This window comes from Stenotrophomonas sp. YJH_SMC_135 (assembly GCF_059372355.1).
Window position 1 is genome coordinate 644,448 of sequence record NZ_JCAFVN010000001.1, and the last position, 11,519, is coordinate 655,966.

10 protein-coding genes are annotated in these 11,519 nt (G+C 66.9%); 3 read left to right on the plus strand and 7 right to left on the minus strand.

Annotated features, from left to right (window positions below):
• Nucleotides 1–214: 214 nt before the first annotated feature.
• The 3 genes from AC5P98_RS03160 to aptA form a co-directional block, all read right to left on the minus strand.
• Nucleotides 215–1,501, minus strand: coding sequence for a DUF445 domain-containing protein (locus tag AC5P98_RS03160; protein WP_049405926.1), 1,287 nt, complete (start codon nt 1,499–1,501; stop codon nt 215–217).
• Nucleotides 1,502–1,619: 118 nt separating this feature from the next.
• Nucleotides 1,620–2,498: a ParB N-terminal domain-containing protein gene (locus AC5P98_RS03165; RefSeq protein WP_049419089.1), complete on the minus strand. Its 879-nt coding sequence runs from the start codon at nt 2,496–2,498 to the stop codon at nt 1,620–1,622.
• A gap of 63 nt (nt 2,499–2,561) precedes the next feature.
• Entirely contained in the window at nt 2,562–3,914 is a 1,353-nt protein-coding gene (gene aptA / locus AC5P98_RS03170) for an omega-aminotransferase AptA (protein ID WP_014646556.1), read from the minus strand.
• 103 nt (nt 3,915–4,017) lie between these two features.
• Here aptA and AC5P98_RS03175 point away from each other — a divergent pair, with 103 nt between their 5' ends.
• Together AC5P98_RS03175 and AC5P98_RS03180 are read left to right on the plus strand one after the other, a co-directional pair.
• Nucleotides 4,018–5,514 carry an aldehyde dehydrogenase gene (locus tag AC5P98_RS03175; RefSeq protein WP_049405528.1) on the plus strand — a complete coding sequence of 499 codons (1,497 nt, stop codon included), beginning with the start codon at nt 4,018–4,020 and terminating at the stop codon, nt 5,512–5,514.
• Nucleotides 5,515–5,713: 199 nt separating this feature from the next.
• Complete coding sequence (locus AC5P98_RS03180) at nt 5,714–7,015, plus strand: MFS transporter (RefSeq protein WP_049405530.1); 1,302 nt, start codon at nt 5,714–5,716, stop codon at nt 7,013–7,015.
• On the opposite strand, the gene AC5P98_RS03185 is transcribed toward AC5P98_RS03180, so the two are convergent.
• From AC5P98_RS03185 to AC5P98_RS03200, 4 genes are all read right to left on the minus strand, one after another.
• A complete protein-coding gene (locus AC5P98_RS03185) occupies nt 6,996–7,457 on the minus strand; it encodes a bacteriohemerythrin (protein ID WP_004151683.1) in 462 nt (153 codons plus the stop codon). The genes AC5P98_RS03180 and AC5P98_RS03185 overlap by 20 nt on opposite strands.
• Nucleotides 7,458–7,542: 85 nt before the next feature.
• Nucleotides 7,543–8,886, minus strand: coding sequence for a diguanylate cyclase (locus tag AC5P98_RS03190; protein ID WP_049405533.1), 1,344 nt, complete (start codon nt 8,884–8,886; stop codon nt 7,543–7,545).
• A 96-nt stretch (nt 8,887–8,982) separates the two neighbouring features.
• Complete coding sequence (locus AC5P98_RS03195) at nt 8,983–10,545, minus strand: MASE1 domain-containing protein (RefSeq protein WP_049405535.1); 1,563 nt, start codon at nt 10,543–10,545, stop codon at nt 8,983–8,985.
• Nucleotides 10,546–10,679: 134 nt separating this feature from the next.
• Nucleotides 10,680–10,847: a hypothetical protein gene (locus AC5P98_RS03200; RefSeq protein WP_154583325.1), complete on the minus strand. Its 168-nt coding sequence runs from the start codon at nt 10,845–10,847 to the stop codon at nt 10,680–10,682.
• 187 nt (nt 10,848–11,034) lie between these two features.
• Here AC5P98_RS03200 and AC5P98_RS03205 point away from each other — a divergent pair, with 187 nt between their 5' ends.
• The gene (locus AC5P98_RS03205; protein ID WP_229767378.1) at nt 11,035–11,493 is read left to right on the plus strand and encodes a hypothetical protein; all 459 of its coding nucleotides are present in this window, start codon (nt 11,035–11,037) and stop codon (nt 11,491–11,493) included.
• Nucleotides 11,494–11,519 lie beyond the last annotated feature (26 nt).

Consider the following 11,519-nt stretch of genomic DNA (forward strand, 5'->3'; position numbering starts at 1 on the left):
GCGTCCGCGGCCCCCTTGCGCCCTGCGCATGTCGCCCAGCGTGTCCCATCGACGAAGCACTGCCCGCGCAGGCGGGCAATCCAGAGGTCGGGGATGTACACGGGCGATGGGCGCGTCTTCCGCGCCCGCTTGGCTAAGCGTACAAACCGATCAGTAAATGATAGGCATTCGCATTTTATGAATCAAGCATGATGATCCGGGGGCGCACCGAGGCCTAGAACCTGAACACCACTGTCGCCGCATGCAGCAACAGGCCGATCAGCCCACCCACCAGCGTGCCGTTGAAGCGGATGAACTGCAGGTCGCGGCCCACGCTCAGTTCCAGCTGTTCGACCAGATGCCGCTCGTCCCAGCCCTTCACGGTCTGCGCGATATGCGTGGTCACACCCTCGCGCAGACGGCCGGTCAGGCGTTGCGCACCTTCCAGCAGGTGCTGGTTGAGGGCCTCGCGCAGGGCCGGGTCGGCCTGCAGGCTGGCGCCCAGTGAGGCGAGGCTGCGCTGCAGGTGTCCGACCAGCGCCGAGTCCTCGCGCTGCAGGTCGTCACGCAGGCTGGCGTGGATGCGCGCCCACAGCCCTTGCACATAGTCCTGCAGGGCGGGGTGGTCGATCATTTCCTGCTTGAGCTGTTCGATGCGCTCGGCCAGGGCCGGGTCCTCGCGCAGGCGCTGCACGTAGTTCTGCAGCCAGGTCTCGTAGTCCTGGCGCAGCGGATGCTGCGGCTCGGCCAGTACCTGCTGCAGTTCTTCCAGCACCGCCCGCGCCAGGCGCTCGGCCAGGCTGTCGCCGATCTCATCGATCGGCTTCACCCAGTTCACCGTGCTCGAGAGCGTCGGCCATTCGCGCTGGATGTAGCGCACGATCAGCTGCGAGGCGCGTTCCTTCACTTCTGGCTGTTCCAGCCAGCGGCCGAGCCGCTGCAGGCCCTCGTCCAGCACGCGCTGGTGGCGCCCGTCGGCGGTCAGCAGGGCCAGCAGCTCACCGGCGGTGGCGGCGGCATTCCACTGCCGCAGCTGCTGCACCACGAACGCATGCAGCTGCCGGCGCACCGCTGTCTCGTCGAAGAAGTCCAGTGCCTGCAGGGCCCAGCCGCGTGCCATGTCGGCCAGCATCCGCGAGCGCGCCGGGTCGGCCAGCCAACTGCCGAGGCGGCTGGCCGGATCGAACACCTGCAGCTTGGCCAGCAGCACCTGCGGTTCCAGGAACTGGTCACGCACGAACAGGGCGAGGCTGTCGCCGATGCGTTCCTTGCTGCGCGGGATGATCGCAGTGTGCGGAATCGGCAGGCCCATCGGGCGCCGGAACAGCGCGACGACGGCGAACCAGTCGGCCAGTGCGCCCACGGCTGCGGCCTCGCAGAACGCCGAGACCCACGCCCAGATACCGCGTTCGCCCTGCCAGTGGCTGACCGCGAATCCGGCCAGCATCAACAGCAGCAGGCCCAGTGCGAGGGCTTTCAGGCGTCGCAGCTGAGCGCGGCGCGGATCGTGGGCAGGCGTCATGCCGGAAGTCTAACCGGCACGGCATGAGCATCTGGTAGTGCCGGCCGCTGGCCGGCATCCGGCACGCACGCGGAACGTTCATGGGGTTGCCGGCCAGCGGCCGGCACTACCCGCTGGTTCAGAGCGCTTCCAGTTGCTTGCGCAACGCAGCCAGCTGCGCGCGCAGGGTGTCGTTCTCGCGGGTCAGCGCGACGACGCGGCGGCGCAGTGCCGGGGCATCCTCGCCCAGTTGTTCCAGCGCCGACAGCACCTCGGCGTCGCGGCTGGCGATCTGCTCCTCGTCCGGTTCCTCGAAGTCCATCTCGGCCGCTTCCGGCTTCGGTGCGCGCGGCTTGCGCTTGGACTCGCGCACGCGCTTGGCGGCCTGCTTCAGCTCGTCCTTGCCACCGGCGGCGGCGGCGCGCTGCTCTTCTTCCGGCAGGTCGGCCACGGCTGCGGCGGCGCTGATCGAGATCACGCCGGCCTTGACCGCTTCCACCACCTCGGCGGCGGCCTGGGCGTGGATGCGCTCGATCATGCCGACCTGGCTGGTGCTCAGCTTGGCTTCGCGCGCCAGCTCGGCGCGGCTGATCTTCGGTGCCGGTTCCCACGGCGGGCTGTCTTCACTGGTCTCATCGGCGACGTCGGCGGTGCCATCGCTCTCGCGCTGCAGCTGCGCCTGCTCGACCTGCTTGCGGGCGGCCAGGATGTCGCGCTTGCGCAGCGCCAGCACGCCGCGCTGGAAGTCGGACACGCTGCGGCGGCCCAGATGCTGTTCGATCATCCACAGGTGCACGTCTTCCATGCTCTGGAAGCGGGTGTTCTGCACGGTATTGAAGGGCAGGCCATGCTTCTGGCAGATGCCGAAACGGTTATGGCCATCGACCAGTACATTCCCCCACAACACCAGCGCATCGCGGCAGCCTTCGGCCAGGATGCTGCGCTCCAGCGCGTCATGTTCGTCCGCGGTCAGCGGGTCGATGTAGGCCTTGAGTTCTTCTTTGACGACGATATCCATGGGCACGGCAGCGAGCAGGAGCGGAACCGCCCATTGTACCCGCTCGCCACCACCGGCCCGGGCTCAGGCGGTGGCCCGGATCATCTCGCCCAGGGTGCCGGTGATCTGGTCGATCTGCGCCTTGTCCACGATCAGCGGCGGCGACAGCGCGATGATGTCGCCGGTGCAGCGCACCAGCAGTCGGCCGTCGTGGAAGCAGCGCCGGTAGACCTCGTAGCCCCGGCTGCCCGGCGCATCGCGGCGAGGCGCCAGCTCAACCGCGCCGACCAGGCCGAAGTTGCGGATGTCGATCACGTTGGGCAGGCCCTGCAGCGCATGCAGTCGTTCCTGCCAGTATTCGCCCAGCTCGATGGCGCGCTCGAACAGACGCTCCTCGGCATAGACCTCCAGCGTCGCCAGCGCCGCGGCGCAGGCCAGCGGGTGCCCCGAACAGGTATAGCCATGGAAAAGCTCGATGGCCTGTGGTGGTGCCTGCATCAGGGTTGCATGCACGGCGTCGCTGGCCAGCACGCCACCCAGCGGTACCGCGCCGTTGCTGACCGCCTTGGCGAAGGTCAGCAGGTCCGGGGTGACCCCGAAGCGCTGCGCGGCGAAGGGCATCCCAACCCGGCCGAAACCGGTGATGACCTCGTCGAACACCAGCAGGATGCCGTGCTGGTCGCACAGTTCGCGCAGGCGCTGCAGGTAACCCGGTGCGGGCAGGATCACCCCGGCTGAGCCGGCAATGGGTTCAACGAATACGGCGGCAATCGTCGAGGCATCATGCAGCGCGATCAGCCGTTCCAGGTCATCGGCCAGCTCCGCGCCCTGGCGTGGCAGGCCCCTGCTGAACGCATTGCGCGGCAGGTCCAGGGTGTGGCGCAGGTAGTCGACGCCGCCCAGCTGCAGGCCGAACGGCTTGCGGTTGTTGGGCAGCCCGCCCAGCGCCATGCCGCCGAAACCCACCCCGTGGTAGGCCTTCTCGCGGCTGATGAAGCGGGTGCGCTGGCCCTCGCCGCGCTGGCGGTGGTAGGCCAGCACGATCTTCATCGCGGTATCCACCGCCTCGGAACCGGAGCTGGTGAAGAACACATGGTTGAGCGGGCCCGGCGCCAAGGCGGCCAGCCGCTGCGCCAGCGCGAAGGCCGGCGGCGAGCCCATCTGGAAGGCCGGCGAATAGTCGAGCGTGCGCGCCTGCTCGACGATGGCCTCGACGATGCGCGGCCGTGCATGGCCCGCGTTGCAGCACCAGAGGCCGGCGGTGCCATCGAGGATCTGGCGGCCGTCGACATCCTCGTAGTGCATGCCCTCGGCACGCACCAGCACACGCGGCGCGGCCTTGAACTGGCGGTTGGCGGTGAACGGCATCCAGTACGCCTCCAATGACTCCGGGCGTCGGGTGGCCAGATCGTGCAGGTCGCTCGCGGAACGCTTCATGCCAGCTCCATCGGGTCCGATGGGGGAAATGTAGCGCAGCCACGTCACGGTGGAGTCGCGGCCGCGTCGGTATAACCGGGGAAACTGTTCCGAGGAGCTCGACATGGCCGACTTTCCCGACCGCAGCCACTGGCAGGCGCTGGCCCAGCAGCTTTCGATACCCGGACAGGCCTTTATCGAGGGTCGTTACACCGACGCTGCCAGCGGCGCGCGCTTCGACTGCATCAGCCCGATTGATGGTCGCGTGCTGGGGGTGGTCGCCGACTGCGATGCACAGGACGTGGAGCGCGCAGTGGGCGCGGCGCGGCGTGCCTTCGATGCGGGCCACTGGTCACAGGCCAGCCCGGCCCATCGCAAGCGCGTGCTGCTGGCGTTGGCGGCGTTGGTGGAAAAACACGCGGATGAGCTGGCCCTGCTGGAAACCCTGGACATGGGCAAGCCGGTGCGTGATGCGCGTCGTATCGACCTGCCCGGCGTGGTGCGCTGCCTGCGCTGGACGGCCGAAGCGGTGGACAAGCTGTACGGTGAGGTCGCGCCCACCGGCCCGCATGAGCTGGGCCTGGTCACGCGCGAGCCCGCCGGCGTGGTGGCGGCGATCGTGCCGTGGAATTTCCCGTTGCTGATGGCGTGCTGGAAGATCGCGCCTGCATTGGCCATGGGCAACTCGGTGGTGCTCAAGCCTTCCGAGCGCTCGCCCCTGAGTGCGTTGCGGCTGGCGGCGCTGGCCGCCGAAGCGGGCCTGCCGGAGGGCGTGCTGAACGTGCTGCCGGGCCACGGTGCGCGCGTCGGTGAGCCGTTGGCCCTGCACATGGATGTGGACGTGCTGGCGTTCACCGGCTCCACGGCCACCGGCGCGCGGCTGCTGCAGTATTCAGGGCGGTCCAACCTCAAGCGGGTCTGGCTGGAGTGTGGTGGCAAGAGCCCGCACGTGGTGTTTGCCGATGCCCCCGATCTGGATGCCGCTGCGAAGGCGGTGGCACGGGGCATCTTCTTCAACCAGGGCGAGGTCTGTACTGCCGGGTCACGGCTGCTGGTGCAGCGCTCGATCCGCGAGGATTTCGTGCACCAGGTGGTTGCCTACGGCCAGCACATGCAGCCGCGCCACCCGCTTGACGCCGACGCACCGATGGGCGCGCTGGTGGATGCCGCGCATCTGGACAAGGTGATGGGGGATATCGTGCGTGCCGAAAGCGAGGGCGCCCGCCTGCTGCTGGGCGGTCATCGCGCCGATGTCGAGGCGGGCGGTTGTTATGTGCAGCCCACGGTGTTCGATCAGGTGAGCCCCGACCAGGCATTGGCGCGCGAGGAAGTATTCGGGCCGGTGCTGGCGGTGCTCGGCTTTGACGACGAAGCCGAAGCGGTGCGCCTGGCCAATGACAGCCGCTACGGCCTCGCCGCCGGCCTGTGGACGCGCGATCTGGGCCGCGCCCACCGCGTCGCACGCCAGCTGCGCGCCGGCAGCGTCTGGGTGAACGGCTGGGATGGCGGTGACATGACCGCCCCGTTCGGTGGCTACAAGCAGTCCGGCAATGGGCGCGACAAATCGCTGCATGCGTTCGACAAGTACAGCGAGATCAAGGCCACCTGGATCCAGCTGTAACGGCGTCGGGGCTTGCGCCCACATGTAGAGCCGAGCCGATGCTCGGCTGCATTTCGTGGAATGTGGTCGAGCAGGGGCGAGAACCTGCAGAACATGGCGCCTGCCACCCTCGTTGGCATCGGTGTCGGCTGAAACCATCGTCCCGTGCGGCCACCGGCCCGTGGCAGAATCGGGCGATCCGCCGTTACCCGTGTTGCCGATGTCGACGATCACCGCTGCCGCACCGCCCGTGAACTCTCCCCGCCGCGTCCTGTTGGCCAGCCTGATCGGCACCACCATCGAATTCTTCGATTTCTACATCTACGCCACGGCCGCAGTGCTGGTGTTCCCGCACCTGTTCTTCCCGGACAGCAGCGAACAGGCGGCGCTGTTGCAGTCACTGGCGACCTTCGCGGTGGCGTTCATCGCACGGCCGGTCGGCTCGGCGGTGTTCGGCCATTTCGGCGACCGCATCGGCCGCAAGGCCACCCTGGTCGCCGCGTTGCTGACCATGGGCCTGTCCACGGTGCTGATCGGTCTGCTGCCGACCCACGCGCAGATTGGCCTGTGGGCGCCCGCGCTGCTGGCGCTGTGCCGCTTCGGCCAGGGCCTGGGGCTGGGCGGCGAGTGGGGTGGGGCGGTGCTGCTGGCCACCGAGAACGCGCCGCCGGGCAAGCGCGCCTGGTACGGCATGTTCCCGCAGCTGGGCGCGCCGATCGGTTTCCTGTTGTCGGCGGGCATTTTCCTGGTGCTCGGCCGCTGCCTGAGCCAGGACGACTTCCTGCAGTGGGGCTGGCGTATTCCGTTCGTGGCCAGCGCGCTGCTGGTCGGCCTGGGCCTGTGGGTGCGCCTGAACATCCATGAGACGCCCGACTTCAAGCAGGCACTGGAGCGCAAGGCGCCGGTGCGGCTGCCGATGTGGACGGTGCTGCGTGACCATCCGGTGGCGATGCTGCTGGGCACGCTGGGGGCGTTCGCCACCTTCGTGCTGTTCTACCTGATGACCGTGTTCAGCCTCGGCCATGGCACCGCCGTGCTGGGCTACAGCCGCGAGCAGTTCCTGCTGATGCAGATGGCCGGCATGCTGTTCTTCGCGCTGGGCATCCCGTTGTCGGCGCGCTATGGCGACCGCTGGGGCACGCGTCGCACGATGATCGTGGCCAGCGTGCTGATCATCGGCTTCGGCGTACTGTTCGCGCCGTTGTTCCAGCCGCACAGTCCCTGGCTGGTCACGGCGTTCCTGTGCCTGGGCCTGTTCCTGATGGGGCTGACCTACGGCCCCTGCGGCACCTTCCTGGCCGAGATCTACCCGGTGGAAGTGCGCTACACCGGCGCCTCGCTCTCATTCAACCTGGCCGGCATTCTGGGTGCGGCGCCGGCGCCGTACCTGGCCACCTGGCTGGCCGAACGCTTCGGCCTGGTCGCGGTCGGCTACTACCTGTGCCTGACTGCGGCAGCGACCCTGTGCGCGCTGGTGGCCCTGCACCGGCGCGCGCTGCGGCTCAGCCAAAGAAGCGCTTGAGCGTGCGCCCCAGCCAACCGCCGCCCTGGTGTTCGCGGGCGAACTGGTTCAAGTGCGCCTTGACCTGTTCGGCGTAGGCCTGGTCATCGCCGCGGATGTGGTTGAACAACCAGCGCGAGAGCATGGTGCGCAGTTCATCGCTGATGTCCTCGCCGGCCTGGAAGCGCATGCGGTACTCCGATACCCGCTTGATGAAGACTTCATGCACGCGCTTGTGCGCGGCACAGAACGGATAGCCCGCTTCCTCCATCAGTTCTTCCTCGAACGCGAAGTGCGACATGGTGTAGTCCACCACTTCGTCGATCACCTCGCCCACTGCCGCACGCTGCATGCTGGCCTGGGCCACGTGCAAATGGTTGAGCATCTCGATGATGCGGCGGTGTTGTTGGTCGATCACATCGATGCCGATGTTCAGATCGTCCTGCCAGACCAGTAGTGCCATCCCCGGCTCCCCTTCATGCGTATGTCGGGGCTGACTGTAGAGCTGCCGCGCTGGCGCGGCGTTGATCTGGATCAAGGCTGCCCGGTCAGGTCAGCGCGGGCTCGCGCGGGCGCAGCGGGCTGGCCACCGTGGTGCAGCTGACCCGGTTGCGGCCGCCGGCCTTGGCCAGGTACAGCTGGCGGTCGGCTTCGGAGATCAGCCGATGCAGTGCATCGCGCTGCGGGCGCAGGCAGCACAGGCCGATGCTCACCGTCATGCGCAGGCTGGCGGTGCCGATGTCCACTTCCAGCGCGGCGATGCGCTGGCGCAGTTCCTCGAAGTACAGCAGGGCCTCGTCCTGCTCCATGTCCGGCACCAGCAGGCAGAACTCCTCGCCGCCGAAGCGGGCGGTCAGGTCGTGGCTGCGGGCATGCGCGGCCACCGCACCGGCCACCGCGCGCAGCGCGTCATCGCCGGCTTCGTGACCGTAGGTGTCGTTGATGTGCTTGAAGTGGTCGATGTCGATCATTGCCACCGCCACGCACTGACCATGCAGCTGCAGTTGCGGCAGCTGGCGCTGGCTCTGTTCCAGGAAGCAGCGACGGTTGGGCAGGCCGGTGAGGAAGTCGCGGGTGGCCAGGTCCTGCAGCGTGCCGATCAGCTCCAGCTGATCCACGTTCTGCGAGACCCGGCAGAAGAACTCCTCGCGCGAGAACGGCTTGCGCAGGAAGTCGTTGGCGCCGTTCTTCAGGAAGCGCGGGATCAGCGAGGCATCGGCATTGCCGGAAATGCCGATCACCGCCACCTTGTCGCGCGAGCGCAGGGTGCGCAGGCGGCGGGTGAACTCCACGCCCTGCATGCCCGGCATTTCCTGGTCGACCACGGCCAGGCGGATCGCAGGATGCGCCTCGATCGCGGCCAGGCCCTCGTTGCCGTCAGCGGCCTCGTGCACCTCGTGGCCATACATGCGCAGCAGGGCGGCGGCATAGCCGCGCGCGGACGGCGAGTCGTCCACCACCAGTGCCGCAATGCGCCGGTTGCGCTCCAGGCGCTGCACCAGCCACACCAGGTAGTCGATGCTGCCCGGCGTGTTCTTCAGCACGTAGTCGATGATCTGCTGCTGCAGTACGCGCTTGCGCAGATCCTCGTCGTAGACGCTGCTGACCACCACGGTGGGCAGGCCGCGCCTGAGGAAGAACTCGACCACCGCGTCGCGGTCGCCGTCGGCCAGCACCAGCCCGGTCAGTACCAGGAACCAGCCCCCATCCTCGCTCAGCAGGCGATCGGCCTCGGCCAGGGTGGAAGCGATCACCACCGGCAGTTCCAGGCGCTGCTCGATGGCCTCGCGCAGCATGCCGGTGAACGCACGGGAGTTTTCGACCAGCAGGATCCGTTGCGGCAGCGGATCGGCCAGGTCGCCATCGACGGCGGCCTGCGGCAGGACGGGCATGATGCGGTGGCTCACGAGGGAGGGACTCGGCACGGATAGCGGCGGTTTCGGGTGCAACTTTAGCCGGAGCAGCGTGCCCTGCGCGTCGTTCACCGATCAGGCAGGCGATGCGAATGCCGCCGCTGTACCCGCAAGCGATTCGTGCAGGACGAGCCGGAGCCGGTTGCCACGGCAATGCACCGTGCCGCCGTAGGCCATTATCCGGCCGGCCAGACGCTCGATGGCCTGCTGAACGGTCCGGTTCGACAGCGTGCGACCGCGGTCAAGCAGGCCAACGACCACCACGATGCCGCGCCGGTCGCCCGCCTGGCCGCTCCGGGCGCGCACGCTGACCTGTCCCGACTCCAGTTCCAGCAGCAGCGACACCGCCTCGATCAGCGAGCGATAGATGGCGAGCTGCAGGTCGACAGTCAGCAGGCAGGGGTTGCCCTCCAGCCGGGGCGGAATCACGCGATGGGAGTTGTCCCAGCTTTCGCATGCGCCGCTAACCCGCAGCGCGATATACAGCCCAACCTGCTCCAGCCCCGTGGGGTAGACCAGACTGGCCTGTTCACGGAACAGCCGCGAGTGCACGGATGAGGCGTGCTGCAGGCTGTTGGCCACCGCATGATGCCCCTGCGCCTTCAGCCAGCTGACCATCTCGCCGAGCGAGCTGTCCATGCCTTCGCCGAGTTGCTTGAGATGGGAGGCGCGCTCGCGAAGCTCACGCTCACGGGTCTGGTGCGAACTACGTGCCAGGCGCAACGTGGTTTCCTCTGCCAGTCCACGGCACCGTGCACGCTCATGGTGATAGCTGATGCTGGACCCCAGGGCGAGCAGTGCGACACTCATCACGGCCATGTTCTGCTGGGTGGCGAAGGTGCCCAGGTCGAACGAGCACTGTAGGCCGGTGCTGGGTGTGGCGAAATGGAGTGGAAGGTTCAACAGCGGAATCGCGATGGCAGCGCCACGCCACCCATGCATGAAGGTCAGGGCGATCGCTGGGAGGGAGGACAGCAGTACCAGGTGGGTGCGTGTGGTGTGGGCGCTGATGGCCGTAAGCTGCATGCACAGGCCCAGGACCAGCATCACCAGGATGGCCGTGACCGTAGGCGCAGCAAAGCGGCGCGTCCAATTGGGGGCCGCGTGTCGTCGCGACCAGAGGAATGCCAACGGCACGAGGGTGATGATGGCGGCGAAGTGGCCAAAGATCGTGCGATCAACTGCGCTAAGCAGGTTGCTCGGCGGTGGGTTCGACCACAGAGCAAATGAAATGCCCATATTGAGAGCCGGGACGAACAACGCCATGCAGAAGGTCAACGACAGCAACCAGAGGCCGGTGGCGGACTCCGATGGCATTCTAATGCGATGCAGGTAGACCACCAGCATCGCCACCGGCATCAGCAGCGTCGAGGCCAGGATGACCCAGGCCAGGCCGTAGCTGTCGATCATGGGAATGCGCAAGGTTGCGAAGTACGCGTACTCGCCAAGCAGCAGGTAGGGCCACAGGCGGGTCGGGACGATCAGTAGTGCCGCTGCCCGGATGCCCGCGGGCAGGAAGAACTGATCCAGCGAGAACTGACGCGAGGCAAGGCAGCCCAGGGCGTAGACGGCCGCGAGTGCGATTCCGACGGGTCGGATCCGGAAGCTCAGTTCAATTGCTTCTTTGAATCGGTCCAAGCCCGCGCCTCTCATCTCCTGGCCAATGATGACTGACCACTTCCGCAGACACTATCGACAGTTGGAGATGGGTGCAATCGAGGTGTCTGGCCTCCCTTTGCGCTGCAATCGGCGGCTTCCCACGCTTCGAGGCCCTACATGCCCGGCAGTGCGGCGGCATAGCCACCAGAGAACGGTGAATCATCCACAATCAGTGCGCCCATGTGTCGATCGCGTTTCAGCCGTTGCACCCGCCACATTCGGCGGTTGATGCTGTCCGCTGTGTTCGCCGTCACACAATCGACGACATCCTGCTGTTGCACGCGCCTGTCCAGGGCCTTGTCGCAGATGCCGCTGACCCGCACCGTGCGCGGGTTTCGCCGCGGGTATTGGCGATTTCGGAGGCAGCTTCGGCGTGGCATGGGTTTGCATCGATCCAGTGGATTATCTCCGACAGGCACTGCGGAGTCCGCCCGGTATATGCTGATGCGATTGGCGGTAGCATCCTTCTTGATCCGTATTGCATCCAACCTGGAGGTCAGTGTGAGAAGTTTCCGAATTCATGCATTTGCTGGTGCATTGATGTTGGTGCCGGTATCCGTTTTTGCTTTTGCCCCGAGTGACGACCATGGAATCAAGTTGGCCGGCCAAGGACTCGGCCAGTCGATTCCGCAGGCACAAGACCTCAGCGTGGATCCCGGCTGGTTGGTCTATGGGTTCGAGCGCGATGGCATGGATTATTTCCAGGTAAACGATCTCGCAGGGCACGTGCACATCGTGATCGGCAATGCTGCCGGCACGTTCTGGGTGCTGCCGGCAGGTGACCCGTCTGCGAAGGTGTCGTTGCCGGAGCAGCGCCTGCCTGTTCCCGCCAAGGCCACCAGAACGGTTGTCTATCGGGCCCCCGCATTCACGCTGGTCAGATATGCAAGCGGAGCTGATGTGTTGTGGGCAGTAGAGGCACCCTGATACTGACAGTTGCCGGGATATCGGCC

Bases quoted from the DNA above. Each gene is read 5' to 3' on its own strand.
- AC5P98_RS03160 (WP_049405926.1), bottom strand. From the start codon at position 1,501: ATGACGCCTGCCCACGATCCGCGCCGCGCTCAGCTGCGACGCCTGAAA.
- AC5P98_RS03165 (WP_049419089.1), bottom strand. From the start codon at position 2,498: ATGGATATCGTCGTCAAAGAAGAACTCAAGGCCTACATCGACCCGCTG.
- aptA (WP_014646556.1), bottom strand. From the start codon at position 3,914: ATGAAGCGTTCCGCGAGCGACCTGCACGATCTGGCCACCCGACGCCCG.
- AC5P98_RS03175 (WP_049405528.1), top strand. From the start codon at position 4,018: ATGGCCGACTTTCCCGACCGCAGCCACTGGCAGGCGCTGGCCCAGCAG.
- AC5P98_RS03180 (WP_049405530.1), top strand. From the start codon at position 5,714: ATGTCGACGATCACCGCTGCCGCACCGCCCGTGAACTCTCCCCGCCGC.
- AC5P98_RS03185 (WP_004151683.1), bottom strand. From the start codon at position 7,457: ATGGCACTACTGGTCTGGCAGGACGATCTGAACATCGGCATCGATGTG.
- AC5P98_RS03190 (WP_049405533.1), bottom strand. From the start codon at position 8,886: ATGCCCGTCCTGCCGCAGGCCGCCGTCGATGGCGACCTGGCCGATCCG.